Here is a 16,532-nt window from a genome sequence, read left to right as displayed (position 1 = left end):
CTTATCCTGTCTTTCTGGCTTGCTTCGCTTTCGCCGCCGTCTTGCCCGGGCGCGCGACCGACTCGCGCTCGACCAGCGTGATATCTGTGAAGAGCGCCTGCTCCGATGCGGGCATGGGTTCGTCGTGCGGGCGCATCGCGCGCTCGACCATCGCGGCGGCCATTGACGGCACCGGAAGCTGGACGGTCGTCAGCGCGGGATTCGAAATGGCCGCCAGAAAATGTCCGTCCATGCCGACGATCGATACGTCCTCCGGCACGCGCAAGCCACACTCGCGCAGGCCCGCCATCAGGCCGAGCGCCATCAGATCGTTGACGGCGACGATGCCCGTCGGGCGCGCGTCGTCTTGCGCGAGAAGGCGCGCGAGCGCGCGGCCGTTTTCCGCGATCATCGAATCGCCGTATTCGTTGACCGGCCCGCTGTCGAGCACGCGCGCGTTTTCCAGCGGGCCCGCATCCGCCGCAGCCGAGAGAAAGCCGTCGATCTTGTCGCGGCGGCTCATCGTCATGCCGGTCAATGTGGCGAAGGCGAGCCGCGTGTGTCCGTGCGCGATCAGATGCCGCGTCGCGATGCGCGCTGCCTCGAAGTTGTCCGGCGTGACGTGCTCGACGCGCGTGGTCTCGCCTTCGGTCGCGCGGCGATCGTAGCTGACGACGACCATGCCGCGCTCGACGGCCGTTTCCAGATGGCGCTCGTTCGCAAGCGACGAGATCACGATCACTCGCCGCACGCCCTGCGACAACAGATCCTCGAAGAACGAGGCTTCCTTCTGCGGATCGCGATACGTGTTGCCGATCATCACGCGGTAGCCATACCGCTCCTGCGCATATGTTTCGACTTCGCGCGCGATGTAACCGTACATCGGATTGGCGATGGACGGCACCAGCAGTCCGATGAGCGGCGTCTGTCCCGTCTTGAGCTGGCGCGCGAGCGTGCTCGGCCGGTATTGCAGCGCGCTCATCGCGGCCTGCACGCGCGCGAGCGTTTCCTGGCGCATCTGACCGGTGCGGCCGTTGAGCACGTTGGATACCGTGCTCACGGAAACACCGGCCTCGCGGGCGACATCCTGAATGGTGCTCATAAGGTTTTGCATCTTCCGGCTACAGGCCGAGCCGGTTCGGCAACCACAACGAAAACGATGGCACGAGAATCAGCACCACCAGCGCGACGAACAGCACCAGCAGGTATTTGAGCATAGGACGCGCCACGGCCTTCATCTCCGTGCCGGTGATGGCGCAGGTCGCGAAAAGCCCCAGCCCCACGGGCGGCGCGAACAGACCGAGACCCATCGCGACGACGATCACCGTGCCGAAATGCAGCGGGTTGATGCCGAGCTGCGTCGCGATCGGCGTGAGCAGCGGCCCGAAGATGATGAGCGCGGGCGCGCCTTCCAGCACCGCGCCGAACACGATCATGATCAGCACGGAGAGCAGCAGGAACATCGTCGGGCCGTATTGATGCGCGAAGGCGATCATCGAATCGGACACGAGCGCGGGAATCTGCTCGATGGTCAGCGCGAACGACACGCTGGAGGCCGCCGCAACGATGAACAGGATGCTGCTCGCCATCGACGCCGAGCGCACGAACACGCGTGCGACCGATTTCGGCGTGAGTTCGCGAAACGCCAGCCAGCCGACGATGAGCGCGTAGACCACGGCGAACGCGGACACTTCGGTCGACGTCGCGATGCCCGACGTCACGCCCTTGCCGATCATCGTGATCATGACGAGCGCGACCAGCGCGCCGCCGAGGAGCGGCAGCCATGCGCGCGGGTTGGTGAGCGCGTCGGCGAGATTGATGCGGCGCCCGAAGATCACCGCGACGACCGCCAGCGCCACGGCCAGCACGGCTGCCGGCACCACGCCCGCGAGAAACAGCCCGGCGATGGAGATGTTCGCGACGAAGCCCATGATGATCATGTTCACGCACGGCGGAATGGTTTCCGCCATCACGGCGCTGCAGGCCAGCAGCGCCGCGGCCTCGTTCGGGTCTTCCTTGCTCTGGCGCACGGCCGGCATCACGACGCCGCCGACCGCCGCGATATCGGCCAGCTTTGAACCGGACACGCCCGAGAAGAACGCCGTCGCCATGATGGTGATGAGGCCGAGCCCGCCGCGCACGCGCCCGAAAATCCGTAGCAGCAATTCGATCAGGCGCGACGACATGCCGTTCGTTTCCATCAGCAGCCCGGCCAGCACGAAGAACGGAATGGCGAGCAGCACGAAGTGGTCGGTGCCGGCCATCACCTGCTGCGAGTAGACGAGCATCGGCAGGGACGGTTCCGCGAGGAAGTACAGCAGCGCCGAGAACGCGAGCACGAAGCCGATCGGCACGCCGAGCACCAGTCCGCCTATGAATCCGGCCATCAGCAGAAAGCCGGGCTTGATGGCGAGACCGGGCACGAACGCGTTCCAGGCGAACACGGCGGCGGCGAGCAGCACGCAGCCGATCAGCGTGCCGAGCACGGTCTTGCGCGCCCCGTTGAGCGCGTTGGCGAGCGCGAACACCATCATGAACACGCTGCCGATCACGAGCGGATACACGTTGATCCACGCGGGAAGGCCGCTCGGCGTCATCTGACCGTAGGAATCGACCAGCAGCAGGCACGACGACGCGCACAGATTCCCCGCGACGCCCGCGATCACCCAGTGTCCTACATGCACGAGCGCGGGCTGCCAGCGCCGGGGCAGCATGCCGCGAAACAGGTCGACGCCCACATGCTGACTGCGTCCCAGCACGGTGGCGGCGCCGAAGAACACCAGTACGATCATCAGCGCGCCGGCGACTTCCTCGGCCCAGTCGAACGGATCGTGCAGGAAGTAGCGATAGATCACGGAGAGGAACACCACGATCACATCGGCCGCGAGCACGGCCGCGCAGAAGTATTCGATCCAGTGCATGAGACGCGCGAGGCCGCGCGCGAGCACGGTCTCATGGCCGAAGCCGGGCGCGGCCAGTTGCGCTTCCGGTCCGGGCGTCGCGGAGAATGTGGTCATGGTATGTCTGCCTCGTTAGCCGCGCGCCGCGGCGATGGCGGTGAAGAGCGGGGCGGTCGCGGGATACTGCTTCGAGAAGCTCGCATACAGTTGCGACTGCATCTCGCCGCGCGCGGTGTCGCGGTCGGCCTTCGACATCGGAAAGAACGTCATGCCGCGCTTTCTCAACTCCTGCTCGGCGCTGGCAGCCGTCTGGATGGCTGCGACGCGCTGCTTCGCGGTCGCGTCCTGCGCCGCTTTCTGAAACGCGGGGCGCAGATTCTCCGGAATCTTCGCCAGTGCGCGGCGTCCCATCACGACGACGAGCGGGCTGAACACGTGCTGCGTCTGCCAGCATGACTTCACGACCTCATCGTATTTGCTGGCGAGCACCGTCGCGCAATCGTGCTCGAAACCATCGACGACGCCCGTCTGCGCGGCCATGTACAGCTCGCCGATGGGAATGGGCGTCGGCACCGCGCCCATCAGCTTGAAGGTTTCCATGAACGCGGGCGTCGGCAGCACGCGCAGCTTCACGCCCTTGATGTCCGCCAGCGATTGAGTGGGCTTCCTGGTGAACACATTGCGTGCGCCGAACGAATAGCCCCAGGTGACGACCGAGCAGCCCGCGCGCTGCTGAAGCATGGTGTCGAACGACTTGCCGACGGTGCCGTCCATCGCGCGGCCCACGTGATCGAAGCTGTCGAAGACGTAGCCGAGATCGAGCATGCCGAGCTCCGGCAGCACGGTCGCCCAGATCGACGAGCCGGTCACCATCATGTCGACCGCGCCGACCTTCACCTGCTGTACGACATCGCTTTCCTTGCCCAGTTGGTTGTTCGGGAAATAGTCGATGCGGATCTGGTCGCCGACGCTCGCCTTCAGGTTCGCGGCGAGGTTCTGATACCACACGTAATGCGCGGCGTTTTCGTTAGGCGGCATTGAAGACGAAAGCCGCAGCGTGGCCGCGGGCTGGGCGCGCACGATCGCGGGAAAGCCCGCGCCCGCCGCCGCGAGCGAGGCCGCGGAAGCAGTGTGGAGGAACCGTCGCCGGGAAATGGATTGCATGGTGTTGTCTCCTGGATGCCGCTCTGAGCGCGGGCGGATGTCTTCAGCGCGACGCGACGGGGCGGCGCGACTGTATCGATTTAGTGTATCGATACAGTAAAGCGCTGGATCGCAGGATCAAATGGGCGTTTACCCGCGTTCACCGTAGCATCTCGGCCTTCGGCGCGGCGGGTGTCCCGTGGGCATGAATCACAACCAGCCGCTGTTGTGATGTGAACCGGCGGCTTTGCGCGCTGTGCGTTTTTGAAGCGCCGATTATCTCGGCGCCTGCTCGAGCGCATCCAAAACGAAGTCCGTGATCATCGACAAACTGACACGCACCCGGCGATGCGCCGGGCGAACACGTCGATCACAAACGCCATGGCACATCCTCCGAGCGCTTCATCTGCTTAACCAGCATCGGAAGCATCGTGCAGATCGTCGAGATCACGGCCGCGCGTCTCGGGGGTGTAGTAGGTCGTCACCACGCCGATCACGCTGAGAATGGCGACGTAGGCGGCAAGCGGAATCCACGCGAGAATGCGGCCCTCGGCGCCGCCCCAGTGCGCGGTCGCCCACGCGATGATCGATGCGCCAATCAGCGGCGCGACCCCGCCCGCGATCACCGCGGACACCTCGCGCCCCACCGCGACGCCCGCATAGCGATGCTGCGCGCCGAAGAGCTCCGGCAGCAGCGCTCCTTGCGTGGCGAACATGCCCCAGACGCCCGCGAGCGCGACGCACAGCATGGCGATGCTCGCCGCGGCGTTGCCCTGGCTCAGCACCCACCACGTCGGAAAGGCAAGCAGCAGCTGATACAGCGCGAAGGCCCGATAGACCGGCACGCGTCCGAAGCGATCGCTGAGCTTGCCGGTGAGCGGAATGATCACCGCGCCCGACACGGCCGCGAGCAGAAGCGCGACCGGCCCGATCGGTCCCTTGAGGCCCGTCGCGGTGGCCATATAGCTGATGGCGAGCGACTGATAGATCGACGAGCCGCCGTTCTCGGCCATGCGCATGCCGATGACCTTGAGCAGCGTCGGCTTCGAATGTTTGATGAGATGCTTGAGCGGGCTATCGTTGATCTGATGTCGCGCTTCGAGCTTCGAAAACGACGGGGATTCCTTGAGCTTCAACCGGATCCAGATCGCCACCGCGATGATGAACACGCTCAGCAGGAACGGTACGCGCCACAGCCAGCTTTGCGAGACATCCTCGACGCGCACCAGCGCGAAGTAGATCGCGGCCGCCATCACCGTGCCGAGCAGCACGCCCATGAAGGGGAGCGCGGCGAAGTAGCCGCGTCGCTTCGCGGGCGCGTACTCGGCCATCAGCACGGCCGCGCCGGCCTGTTCGGCGCCCGCGCCGAGACCTTGCAGCAGACGGCAGCCGACGAGCAGGACCGGGGCCCAGATACCGGCGCTTGCATACGTCGGCAACAGGCCGATCAACGTGCTGGCGACGCCCATCAGCAGGATCGTCGCCATCAGCACGAACTTGCGGCCGTAGCGGTCGCCGAGCGCGCCGAAGATGATGCCGCCCACCGGCCTGATCGCGAAGCCGAGAAAATACGCGCCGAAGCTCGCGATCAGCGCGATGGCGGGATCGCTCGACGGGAAGAACAGCGGCCCGAAGATCAGCGCCGATGCGAGGTTGTAGAGCGCGAAGTCGTAGTACTCGAGCGCGCTGCCGAGCGACGCGGCCCAGGCGGCGCGATACAGATCGCTCGTGGTGACCTCGTCCCGGCTGGTGTTGGTGTTGGTGTTGGTGTCGGCGGTGCGTGCGAGTCCGCTGTCGGCGGCCGCGATGCTTGGCTGGTGCTTCATGATGTCTCTCTCCGTTCCTGCGACTTACGGCGACGGTCCCGTCCTCGTCTTCGCGCGAGATGCGGGTCCGCCGGCTTTTCCTGATAGGCGAATGGGGCTTAGCCCACCCGGGCGATTTCGTCGAGCAGGGCGGCGCTCATCGCGTCCAGCGGCGCCTCCTTGCCCGTATAAAGCTCGACCTGGCCGCAGAACTGATGCAGCAGCATGCGCGTGCCGTCGATCGTGCGGCAGCCGAGTTCGGCGGCATCGCGGATCAGCTTCGTGCGAACCGGGATGAAGGCCGCATCCATCACGACGAGATGCGGCGCGAGTTGCCCGGAGCGCAACGGATTGACCTCCGGCGCGCGAAATCCGGCGGCGGTCGCATTCACGACGATGTCGAACGCATGCGGATCGAAGTCGCCGAGCGCGCCGCCGAAGGCGAGTCCGAGGTCGTCGGCGAGCGCCTGTCCGCGCGCCGCGGTCCGGTTGAACACGGTGACCCGGGCGCCGGCGCGCCGCGCGCCCCACGCGATCGCGCGTGCCGCGCCGCCCGCGCCGAGCAGGGCGATGCGCCGGCCATCGAGCGGCGTCGCCTCTTCGAGCGCGCGCACGGCGCCGACGCAATCCGTGTTGTAGCCGGTGAGATGCCCGCCGCGGTTGTCGATGGTATTGACGGCGCCGATCTCGCGGGCGGTTTCGTCGAGCGCATCGAGATGGGGAATCACCGCCTGCTTGTGCGGCATCGTCACGTTCAGTCCGCGGATGCCGAGCGTGCGCATCGCGTCGACCGCGCCGGCGGCGTCCTCCACGCCGAAGCTGACGAACGTGTAGTCCACGCCAAGCGCACGATAGGCCGCGTTGTGCACTTTGACGTTGAAGGTGAACGGCTGGCCGGCCAGCGAGCCGCACAAGGATGGAATCGAATGAGGCATGGCGGGGCTCATCGGGTCAGTGCTTCGAGAGATCGAACGCGGCGATGGGCGCTTTACCATCGAGCACGCGCAGCAGGTTGTCGGTCGCGAGTTCGGCCATCGCGCGCCGCGTCTCGTGCGTCGCCGAGCCAATATGCGGCAGCGGCGTCACTTTCGGATGCGTGCGCAGCGGCGAATCCTGCGCGAGCGGCTCGACGGCGAAGACGTCGAGTCCGGCGGCGCGCAGGTGGCCGCTGTCGAGCGCGGCAAGCAGCGCATCCTCGCGCACGATCGCGCCGCGCGAGCCGTTCACGAAGATCGCGCCGGGTTTCATCGCCGCGAACGCCTGCGCGTCCATCAGGCCGCGCGTATCGTCCGAGAGCGGCAGCGTCAGCGCGACGATGTCCGCGCGCGCGAGCACCTCGTCGAACGATGCACGCTCTGCGTGCCCGGCGAGCATCGCGGGAACCGGCACGTCGAACGGATCGTGGAAGAGCACCGGCATGCCGAAGCCGAGCGCCGCGCGCCGGGCCACCGCCTGCCCGATGCGCCCGAAGCCGAGCACGCCGAGCGTCTTGCCGTGCACGTCCCAGCCGAACAGGTCTTCGCCGATGTTGCGCGTCCAGCGGCCTTCGCGCACGTGGTTCGACAACTCGACGAGGCGGCGCGAGCTCGCCATGATCAGCGCGAACACGGTGTCGGCGGTCGTCTCGGTCAGCACGCCGGGCGTGTGGCAGAGCGTGATGTCGCGTTCCCTGAGGTGCGCGAGATCGTAGTTGTCGACCCCGACCGAAATGCTCGAAATCACCTTCAGTCGCGGGGCGCGCGCGAGTTCGCCCGCGCCGAGCCGGAAGCTCGATCCGATCAGACCGTCGGCGTCGCCGAGGGCTTCGCGAAAGCGCGGCAATTCATCGGCGCGTCGCGGGTCGGCGACGGTGACGTTGTGCTGCGTCACGATGCGCTCGAGAAGATCGTCCGGCAGCTTTCTGAAGACGACGACGTTCCTGCGTGCGGCGTCAAGCGTACGCATGGTGTTCTCCTGTTACTCGTTGACTGGATGTCGGTGTGTCAGCGCGGCGTCGTGCGCAGTGACGAAGGTCCGCCCGTCAGCGCGATGCGCTGTCCGGTGTCGCGCAGATGCCCGCCGTCGACGGCGTAGAACGCGAGTTGCTTCTCGACGTTGAACTGGACGATCAGATGCTTGCTGTCCGCGGTGAAGACGATGCCCTGCGCCGCCTCGCCGCCGGGCGCTTCGGCGACCTTCACGGCCTGGCCGTCGCGGATCGCGAACAAGAGGACCTTGCCGCGCGCGTGGCGTCCGGGGTTGTCGGGCGTCAGGTTGGAGCCGTCCATCGCCTGCACGCCGATCCATTTGCCGTCGGGCGAGATCGCCACGCCCTCGGGCAGCGACGGCACGGTCAGGTGCTGTACCGCGCGAAACGGTGTGCGCGAAACGTCGATGAGCGTCACCGTGTCGGCATCGCCCGCGAGCCGGGCGGAATACGCGGGCAGGCCGGCCAGCCCGACATCGCTGACGACGGCCCATTTGCCGTCGCCCGACACGTCGATCGTGTAGGGCGCGACGCCGCTCGAAAGACGCGCGCCGCTGTCGGTGACGCGGCCATCGGCCACGTCGAGCACCGCGACGCCCTGTTCGTCGCGCAACGCAACGAGCGCATGCGCGCCGTCATGCGTGAAGCTCACGCCGGCGAGCCGCTTCTGCGCGACCTTCAGCGTGTCGACGAGCGTCACACGGTTCCCGTCGATGCCGAGCACCGCCACGCTGCCGTCGATACACGCGACAAGCGCGAGCCGGCCGCTCCGGTCGATGGCGATGCCTTGCGGATGGCTGCCGATATCGAGCCGCGTCACGGCGGGCGGCGTTGCCTGCAGGTCGATCACCTGCACGAACGAATCCAGCAGCAGCTTCTTCGCGGCATGGTCGTAGCGCGTCGGTGCGCCGACCAGCGCGACTTGCGCGTCCGGCGTGATGGCGACCGCCTGCGGCGGCCCCTGTATGCCGTTCTCGACTTCCACCTGCACCTTCACTTGCGGGGGAAAGCGGCTCGCGTCGAGGAGCGTCAATGTGTCCGGCGCGGGATTGTCCGGAAACGTGTCGCGGCCTTCGACGCGCTGATACTTCCCGTCGTTGCCCGACACGATCCAGTCGGCCGCGTGCGCTGCGCACGCCGCGAAGGCCATCGTCAGGGCGGCGGCCGCGCGGATGCGGCGGCCACGGCTTGCCAGTGAGTTACGCATGTCCTTGTCTCCTTTCCGCTCAGACCACGCTGGTCAATCCGCCATCGACGAAAAGCGTCTGCCCGTTCACGAAATCCGATGCCGCCGACGCGAGAAACACCGCCGCGCCGCACAGTTCCTCGACACGGCCCCAGCGGCCCGCCGGCGTGCGCTTGCAAAGCCATTCGGAGAAAGCGGGATCGTCGACGAGCGCGCGATTGAGATCGGTCTCGAAGTAGCCGGGCGCGATCGCGTTGGCCTGAATGCCGTGCCGTGCCCATTCCGCGCACATGCCCTTGGTCAGCATGCGAATGGCGCCTTTCGTGGCCGCGTAGGGCGCGATGCCCGGCCGCGCCAGCTCGCTCTGCACCGAGGCGATGTTGATGATCTTGCCGCGCCCGCGCTCCAGCATGTGCCGCGCGGCTGCCTGCGAGACCTGGAACACGCCGTCGAGATTCACGCGCAGCAGGTCGTTCCAGTCGCGTTCGCCAAAGCTTTCGAGCGGCGCGCGGCGCTGGATGCCCGCGTTGTTGACGAGAATGTCGATCGCGCCGATGTCCTTCTCGACACGTTCGATCGCAGCGACGACCTGCTCGCGGTCGGTCACGTCGAATACCGCGAAGCCGGCGTCGAAGCCTTCGTCGCGCAGGCTCGCGGCGATGTCGGCTGCCTTTTGCTCATTGCGATCGTTGATGATGATCGCGGCGCCCGCGCCCGCGAGTCCTCGCGCCAGCGCCAGTCCGATGCCGCGCCCGGAGCCGGTGATCAGTGCGCGCCTGCCGTGCAGGCTGAAGAGTTTCAGTGTCTTGTCCATTGTTTTAGCGCGCATCCTGTCGTGGATGCGGTTTGTCTCCGATGTGCCTAGTTCACCCGAAGTACGGCCGCCGCGCCAATAGTCTTTCATGACGCTGTTATCATGAATCGTGATTACAGGTTCGCGCGCCCGCGGGGCGGGGGATTCCATGGAGCTGAAGCATCTACGCGCATTCGTCGCGCTCGCCGAGGAATTGCACTTCGGACGGGCGGCGCAGCGCCTGTGCATCGTTCAGCCGGCGCTGAGCATGCAGATCAAGGCGCTCGAAGAGGAACTCGACGTGCGGCTGTTCGAACGCGACCGGCATAAGGTCGTGCTGAGCGCGACCGGAGGGCTTTTCTTGCCCGAGGCGCGCGCGACGCTGCATCAGGCGCTGCGCGCGGAGCAGACCGCGCGGCTGTCGGCCCGGGGCGAAATCGGCACGCTGCGCATCGCGTTCGTCTCCTCGGTGCTGCCGAAGCTGCTGCCGGCGCTCATTCGCACGATGCATGCGCGCTATCCGCTCATCACGCTCGAACTGAAGGATATGGCGACGCCGGATCAGATCGCCGCGCTTCAGAACAATCAGCTCGATTTCGGGCTGATACGCCTGCCGGTCAGCGTGAGCGGTCTGGAAGTCCGCGTGGTGCTCGAGGAACCCTTCGTCGTTGCGCTGCCCGACGATCACGTGCTCGCCGCGCGGCCGCTGATTCGCCCGCCTGATCTCCGGGGCTTTCCTGCTTTCGTGCTCGCCCGGCGTTACGCGCCGGGCTTTCACGACGACACGCTGGTGGCGCTGAAGCGCGAGGGGGCGCATCTGAATATCGCGCAGGAGCTCGGCGAGTTCTCGACGATGCTCGCGCTGGTTTCAGCCGGCCTCGGCATTGGCGTCATCCCGGCTGCCGCGGCCATGGCGCTGCCGCCGAAGGTCGTTGCCCGACCGCTCGAACTACGCGATCACAAGGCGGGAATCGGGCTCGCCTGGATCGGCGCGAGCAATGCGATCAAGCGCGCGCTGCTTGACGTGATCGACCTGTGCACCGAAACGCAAGGGCAAGCGTGACTGCCTTCGGGCCATCGAAAGACAGGGCTCGCATCCAGGGATGCGAAATAAAGAATGGGTTTGATCTGCGTCGCATGTTCACGCGGGTCCAGTTCCATGATGTAGTTCGCCGCCTTTCATCAAGCGCTGCGCGATATCGGCCGTTTGCAGGGCCTGGCGTTCAGTCGGCGAATGAGCCGCCAGATAACGCGCGACCGCGACGATAATGTGGCGGCCCTCTCCGGTGTTGCCCCACACGGAAAACTGCCGGGCGCCTGCCTCGAGCATCTGATAGGCATGGAAGCCTGCATCTTCGCGCAGCGCCGCATGCGCAAGGGTGGCGATCAGCGCTTCTGGCGAATGGCCGAGCGTGAGATGCCGAGCCACCAGTCGTGCCGCGAGATCAACCTGTCGCTGCCGGTCGAATGCGTCGAGCAGGGCGGTGCGGATCGCCAGCTCATCGGCAGGAAGGTCGTGGAGTTCATTTTTCTCTTCACCGGGGATGCGGGCCGGTGGCACGTTCAGATAACGGGCGAGATAGAGCGCCATGGCTCCGTGCATGATCGCCCGCACGGCCGTGACGTAGCCGTCGATATCTGCGTTGCCGATCCGCCTGAGCATCTGGTGGAGCGCATTGGCATGAGTGAAGACATGGTGCGCCGTCTCCCAATCCGCGTGCTCGTTGGCATTGCCGAAGCGTGCCACGCGCAGCGCCGCCCCATAAGCGAGGGATTGGCCCAGGTCGGTCGGAGCCGCGCCTGCGCGGATCGCCGCCTTGAGCGCATCGACGATCTTTACCGGATCGTCTCCAAGCAGCTCCCGCGCAAGCGCCGCGTGGGTCGACCAGCCTTGCAGGCCGCGGCCGGCCGCGAAAAGTTGCGGCATTTGGCCGGCTGATTCGTCACACAGCGCGACAAGATCGACGGGCTGACGCCACGCAGTCGACTCCTCGGCGCCACGGGCGGTCACCATCTGCGCGACGATCGTAGGCAGCACAGTCGACGCATGCTCCCAGCCGATGAGATCGAGGCACTCGAACGCCTTATTGATGAAGTCGAGCGAATGGCCGGTGTCGGCGAACGTCCGAGCGGTTGCGGCCGAAAGCAGGGCATCGGCGAGCACAGCCGGTGAGAGACCAGCAGCGATCGCCGTCATCAGCGTGCGTTCGGCCGCCTCGCGATGGCGCACATCGGTCCAGAGGCGCAGCCAGCGTTTGAGCGTGGCTGGCTCCGGCCGGCTTCCAAGCGGCGCGCGTTCCCGCCGCGACGCTTCGCCTTCGCAATCCCCTGCCACATGGCGCGCGCCGTGGAACAGCGCGAGATAGACGTCGTCTTCCGGCAGCAGGGGCAAGAGATTGGCGAGCGCCGTCAATATCGTGAGACCGACACCCCAGCCATCACGGTTGTGGGCGCCGAACAGCGCCACCTGCTGCACGATAGCGGCCACCGGTGCGCCCGCTGCGATCCGGCCCTGCACGGCCTTGGCGATGACGAGTGCGAGGTCATGTGCGAGGCCGTCCGCGAGCCGCTGATGCCAGTACGCCGCCGGATCGGAATGACCGAACGTGGTCGCCACCCAGATGTCGCCATCGCGCACCTCGACCGCGCAGTTCGGTACATCGTCGGCCCAGAGGTCGAAGGTGCAGCCGCTTTCCAGATCGAAGCGCGCGTGGTGCCAATGGCAGGTCAGGATGCCGTCCTCGACAGTCCCTCGCTCGAGCGGGAAGCCCATGTGCGGACAACGATTATCGAGGGCAAAGATGCGCCCGCGATCGCAGACGATGAGGATCGGACGATGGCCAACATGCACGACCAGCCGCCCCTTCGCTTTCAGCGCTTCAAGGCTCTCTACGAGCACGAATTCTCTATCCGCTGCATCCATGCGCCTACCCCGGCATTCGTCCTTTTCCGGACGTCGCAGGTACGCCCGGTCCATTCGAAATCTCAGCATACTCTCCAGTTTGGCCAGCAGCCTGGCTCCTTCTACAGGCGCAAATGTGCGCGCCGATTGGTGACTGTGCCAATGCCGGGCGACGTATGATAGGGACGACGTGCGGATAAATTCTGCGAGATTCCAGCCCATGCAGGTTGCATGGAACCGATCGTTGCCGATGCGACGCCTTTGTAGCGGGGCTGTCATGACCAACAAGCCAAGCAAAATAGGACATCTCGAAGCTGCTGCAACGCATCACGAGCAGGCAGCGCTATTTCATCGGGAGGCCTCGCAGTACTACGAAGCGGCGAAGAATTTCGAGCATGCCGCCTATCTGGCTGTGCTGGCGCACGGCCATGCGCAACATGCCATCGACGAGCTTCATGTCGCTGCCAGGCATGCGGGCGCTCCATCGTCGGCAAGCTCCGTTGAGAGCGGCCTGACGGCCGCGCAACATCATGCAGCGGCGTCTGCACTCCATACGCAGGCGGCGCAACATCTGCGGCACGCGGTCAAACTTTTCGATGCCGATCGCAGCGCAGTGGCTCATGAGACGCAGTTGGCCCTTGCTCTCGCGTTACGGGCGCTGGTCCATGGCAGCGAAGCGGCGAAGCAATATGTCACGACGCTGCGATCAAAAGGCGCGTCCTGAAGCACGTCGACGGTTAGCGACGCGCAGCAGTGGATGCGCAGGCGACTGCACCGCGGCAAGCGATGTGATTGAAACGATTGCGTACTGGTGGCGCATCCCGTCGCCGCGCGCGTGGATGACCGAAGTGCGCTTTGAGACGGCCGGAGTAGAAGCCGCGTGGCCGCTATACCCGGAGTTGGCGTGATCGGCGCCAGCACAGTTCGACGCGCTACTAGTCGCTCAAAGGGACGCTATGGATGGTTCCCAGCGGGGCTGCCGGCCTTCGAACCGGCGCTTGCTGGCCGGCCCGGCATGGCGCGCGATAGCGTTGCTCGTGGAGATTCTGCGCCGGGAAGATGACGGCGACCAGCAAGAACTAATAGTCCCTCATCAAGAACTCAGTCGCGTCAGTTGAGTCGGCGCGTGATAATCATACTTAGTCTTGCGTATCGAAAGTGCTACCGTTAGTTTCCGGTGTCGCCGGGGTCACGCCGGTCCTCGGTGAGCCCGATGTTAGACTAACAGGCTTAATCCGGCCTCGTCATCGCGACGAAGGCAATCCTTCGATTTCGAATCGAGCGGCTACCTGTGCCCGTCGCATCGAGCACATTTTAAAGGTCAGACGTTTCGTTCGCATCTTCACACGAGGAGGAGAGCTTAGATGGACGAGCAAAGCGCTCGTGGCCCTATTTTCACGGGAACATGTGCGCGCTGCGGCAACAAGGTATCGGGACCGATTTCGTCCTGTCCTCATTGCGGTGCGCCTGCGCGGTTTGTGTTTGGCGATCATGCCCCAGCGAGGAAGCCCGGCACGGCAGCACCAGGCCCAACGAACGGGCGTGCCGACGCTGCGCATCACGAACCGCTGTGGCCGCGACAGCCGACATCCTCTTCCGCCTCGAACGACTCCGTTTATCCAGATGACGAAGTGCATCCGCCGCCGCCCCGCGATGCCGGTCGTCCGGGCCTGAAAACGGGCGCAGTGCTGACGCTGGTGACGGCCATCGTGCTCCTCGGCGGAGCAGCACTCTTGCATTGGCATGAGAATAATGACGCGCGTACACAGCAGGTGAGATCGATTGACGCGCGAGGCATCGTGGCGTCGAATGAGGTGCGCCAGCCCAGCCAGCCCAGCCAACCCCTGACGACGCAGCAGGCTCCATCGGCTGCCCAGGGCCCGGACGCGACGACTTCGAGTGACAAGGAATCTGGCGACAATCGTCGCAAGTCGATGGCGCCTGCGCTTGCACGAGCACGCGATGGCCTCGGGCAAAACAATTTGCGTATGGCCCGATCAGGGATCAATTGGGCGCTTTCGCTGCAGCCGGACAATCCTGAGGCGCTCCTGCTGAAGCAGGATTTGCTTTCGCGGGAAAAGGCCCGCAATGCGGCATTGAAGGCGGCACGCAGTTGCGTCGTGCAGGGGCGTGAGCAGTGTGCCTGGCAAAATGCCAATCATGCGCTGTCGATCGATTCGAGCAGCACGGAAGCGAAGGGACTCCTGGCGCGTTCGATCGTCGATTCCGGCAAGGCGGATTGACGGGGCGCAGGGCCGCAATCCGGCGCGGTGGATGAATCACTGCTGCGAGCGGAACTCCCAAGCGGAGCAGGACGGAAGCCGCGTTTTCATCAACGCGCTCCGGGACATCGAGAGCGGCGTTGAGCTATTCCTCAACGATCAGCGCTCTGCCGAAGGCGCAAGGCGGGGGCGCTCAAGAAAATGCTACGCGTGTCGGTGCGGATCGGATGCCTGCCAGGGCACCATGCCGGTCGCTGAAACATCCACTTCCGAAACGCTGCGACTTTTACTTCCCCGAACGCGGGTTGACCCTAGATTTGCCCGCGGCATCGTTAGCTATAATCGCGCGGTCAGGCGCTGTGATCCAGCGTCACGACAGGCAGGAAGGGTTACCCCCCATTCCCTGATCAACGCAATTGCCGTTCCCCACAGGAGACTGGCATGTCAGACCGACTCATCATTTTCGATACCACCTTGCGCGATGGAGAACAGTCGCCGGGTGCGTCGATGACCAAAGAAGAAAAACTGCGCATCGCCCGACAACTCGAGCGCATGCGCGTCGACGTGATCGAAGCAGGCTTCGCAGCGAGCTCCGAAGGCGACTTCCAGGCTATTCGAGCAATCGCCAGCGAGGTAAAGAACAGCATCGTCTGTTCTCTGGCGCGGGCGAACGAGCGTGACATTTCGCGAGCCGCCGAGGCGCTGAAGCCGGCCAGCCGTTTCCGCATTCATACCTTCATCGCCACATCCGCGCTGCACATGGAAAAGAAACTGCGCATGTCGCCTGATCAGGTCTATGAACAGGCGCGGCGCGCAGTGCGTCTGGCGCGCGGTTATACCGATGACGTGGAGTTCTCGCCGGAAGACGGGAGCCGCTCCGACCTCGACTTTCTCTGTCGCGTGATAGAAGGCGTGATCGACGAAGGTGCGACTACCATCAACGTCCCCGATACGGTCGGCTATGCCGTTCCGGATGGCTACGCTGCCTTGATCCGCGAACTCCGCGAACGCATTCCCAATTCTGACCGGGCGGTCTTTTCGGTCCACTGTCACGATGATCTCGGCCTGGCCGTGGCCAACTCACTGGCGGCCGTCAAGTCGGGCGGGGCCAGACAGATCGAATGTGCTATCAACGGCCTTGGCGAGCGAGCGGGCAATACGGCGCTCGAGGAAGTCGTGATGGCAGTCAAGACGCGACGGGATGTCTTCGGCCTCGATGTGGGCGTGGACACGACTCAGATCGTCGAAGCTTCGCGGCTGGTTTCGGAGATCACCGGGTTCACGGTGCAACCGAACAAGGCGGTAGTCGGCGCCAATGCATTCGCACATGCATCGGGCATCCACCAGGACGGCGTGCTGAAAGCGCGCGACACCTACGAAATCATGCGCGCGGAAGACGTGGGCTGGAGCGCGAACAAGATCGTGCTCGGCAAACTGTCTGGTCGAAATGCATTCAGGCAGCGGTTGCAGGAGCTGGGAATCGAGATCGACAGCGAAGCTGAACTGAATGCAGCGTTCGTTCGCTTCAAGGCGCTCGCCGATCAGGAAGCAACCGTGTCCGACGACGCGCTCGTCGCGTTGTCGCAGCAAGGCAAGGTCGCGGATACTACCGGTTCGCAGCTCTGACGACGAGCGC

At 65.2% G+C, this 16,532-nt stretch carries 13 protein-coding genes and 1 pseudogene; 5 read left to right on the top strand and 9 right to left on the bottom strand.

What is annotated here, in order from left to right; translation table 11 throughout:
• Position 1: 1 nt before the first annotated feature.
• From AC1Z32_RS37530 to AC1Z32_RS37495, 8 genes are all read right to left on the bottom strand, one after another.
• Positions 2–1,081, bottom strand: coding sequence for a LacI family DNA-binding transcriptional regulator (locus AC1Z32_RS37530; RefSeq protein WP_483483917.1), 1,080 nt, complete (start codon positions 1,079–1,081; stop codon positions 2–4).
• Positions 1,082–1,100: 19 nt separating this feature from the next.
• Entirely contained in the window at positions 1,101–2,996 is a 1,896-nt protein-coding gene (locus AC1Z32_RS37525) for a TRAP transporter large permease (protein ID WP_483483916.1), read from the bottom strand.
• Between the two features lie 15 nt (positions 2,997–3,011).
• Positions 3,012–4,043: a TRAP transporter substrate-binding protein gene (locus tag AC1Z32_RS37520; RefSeq protein ID WP_483483915.1), complete on the bottom strand. Its 1,032-nt coding sequence runs from the start codon at positions 4,041–4,043 to the stop codon at positions 3,012–3,014.
• A 389-nt stretch (positions 4,044–4,432) separates the two neighbouring features.
• Positions 4,433–5,848: an MFS transporter gene (locus tag AC1Z32_RS37515; RefSeq protein ID WP_483483914.1), complete on the bottom strand. Its 1,416-nt coding sequence runs from the start codon at positions 5,846–5,848 to the stop codon at positions 4,433–4,435.
• 98 nt (positions 5,849–5,946) lie between these two features.
• Positions 5,947–6,762 carry a shikimate dehydrogenase gene (gene aroE, locus AC1Z32_RS37510; protein WP_483483913.1) on the bottom strand — a complete coding sequence of 272 codons (816 nt, stop codon included), beginning with the start codon at positions 6,760–6,762 and terminating at the stop codon, positions 5,947–5,949.
• 16 nt (positions 6,763–6,778) lie between these two features.
• Positions 6,779–7,771 carry a 2-hydroxyacid dehydrogenase gene (locus AC1Z32_RS37505; protein WP_483483912.1) on the bottom strand — a complete coding sequence of 331 codons (993 nt, stop codon included), beginning with the start codon at positions 7,769–7,771 and terminating at the stop codon, positions 6,779–6,781.
• Between the two features lie 38 nt (positions 7,772–7,809).
• A complete protein-coding gene (locus AC1Z32_RS37500; protein WP_483483911.1) occupies positions 7,810–9,000 on the bottom strand; it encodes a YncE family protein in 1,191 nt (396 codons plus the stop codon).
• Between the two features lie 19 nt (positions 9,001–9,019).
• Positions 9,020–9,793: a glucose 1-dehydrogenase gene (locus tag AC1Z32_RS37495; protein ID WP_483483910.1), complete on the bottom strand. Its 774-nt coding sequence runs from the start codon at positions 9,791–9,793 to the stop codon at positions 9,020–9,022.
• Positions 9,794–9,941: 148 nt separating this feature from the next.
• On the opposite strand from AC1Z32_RS37495, the gene AC1Z32_RS37490 reads away from it, so the two are divergent.
• Positions 9,942–10,835, top strand: coding sequence for a LysR family transcriptional regulator (locus AC1Z32_RS37490; protein ID WP_483483909.1), 894 nt, complete (start codon positions 9,942–9,944; stop codon positions 10,833–10,835).
• Between the two features lie 78 nt (positions 10,836–10,913).
• Here the strand turns inward: AC1Z32_RS37490 and AC1Z32_RS37485 are convergent, their stop codons facing one another.
• Positions 10,914–12,671: a Rieske (2Fe-2S) protein gene (locus AC1Z32_RS37485; RefSeq protein ID WP_483483908.1), complete on the bottom strand. Its 1,758-nt coding sequence runs from the start codon at positions 12,669–12,671 to the stop codon at positions 10,914–10,916.
• A gap of 280 nt (positions 12,672–12,951) precedes the next feature.
• Here AC1Z32_RS37485 and AC1Z32_RS37480 point away from each other — a divergent pair, with 280 nt between their 5' ends.
• From AC1Z32_RS37480 to AC1Z32_RS37465, 4 genes and pseudogenes are all read left to right on the top strand, one after another.
• On the top strand, positions 12,952–13,398 hold the full coding sequence (locus AC1Z32_RS37480; RefSeq protein ID WP_483483907.1) for a hypothetical protein: 447 nt from the start codon (positions 12,952–12,954) through the stop codon (positions 13,396–13,398).
• Positions 13,399–14,038: 640 nt separating this feature from the next.
• Complete coding sequence (locus AC1Z32_RS37475; protein WP_483484158.1) at positions 14,039–14,917, top strand: hypothetical protein; 879 nt, start codon at positions 14,039–14,041, stop codon at positions 14,915–14,917.
• Complete coding sequence (locus AC1Z32_RS37470; protein ID WP_483483906.1) at positions 14,826–15,407, top strand: SET domain-containing protein-lysine N-methyltransferase; 582 nt, start codon at positions 14,826–14,828, stop codon at positions 15,405–15,407. The genes AC1Z32_RS37475 and AC1Z32_RS37470 overlap by 92 nt, the downstream gene beginning before the upstream one ends.
• Positions 15,338–16,477, top strand: a pseudogene (locus AC1Z32_RS37465) (2-isopropylmalate synthase); the annotation flags it as partial. The gene AC1Z32_RS37470 and the pseudogene AC1Z32_RS37465, both read left to right, overlap by 70 nt.
• Positions 16,478–16,532 lie beyond the last annotated feature (55 nt).

This window comes from Caballeronia sp. 11_S32 (assembly GCF_056930355.1).
This window is presented reverse-complemented; position numbering and strand designations above follow the sequence as displayed.